Origin of the sequence: Liquorilactobacillus aquaticus DSM 21051, assembly GCF_001436755.1 — a bacterium.
GTDB classification, from domain to species: Bacteria; Bacillota; Bacilli; order Lactobacillales; family Lactobacillaceae; genus Liquorilactobacillus; species Liquorilactobacillus aquaticus.
In genome coordinates this window covers 1-215 of record NZ_AYZD01000007.1, presented here as the reverse complement: position 1 = coordinate 215, position 215 = coordinate 1, and the positions used below count along the sequence as shown (strand labels likewise).

The window sequence follows — 215 nt, the reverse complement described above, 5'->3', positions numbered from 1 at the left end:
TTATATCTGCGAATAAACCACAAGTTTTACTTGTGGGGGTGAAAAAGCTTCAGCGTGAAAAACTCCCTTTCGATATAATAGTTTTTGGCTACCAACCAAGACTAAAATCGAAAGGGAGTTTTTGCTTTGTCTAAAGACGCTAATAGCTTAGCACATACTAGATGGAATTGTAAGTATCACATTGTTTTCACGCCCAAATACAGGAGAAAAGTAAT

The 215-nt window shown here is 36.3% G+C and carries 1 pseudogene; it reads left to right on the top strand.

Features of this window, described 5'->3' with window-relative positions:
• Positions 1–126: 126 nt before the first annotated feature.
• Positions 127–215, top strand: a pseudogene (locus tag FC19_RS11280) (IS200/IS605 family transposase); the annotation flags it as partial.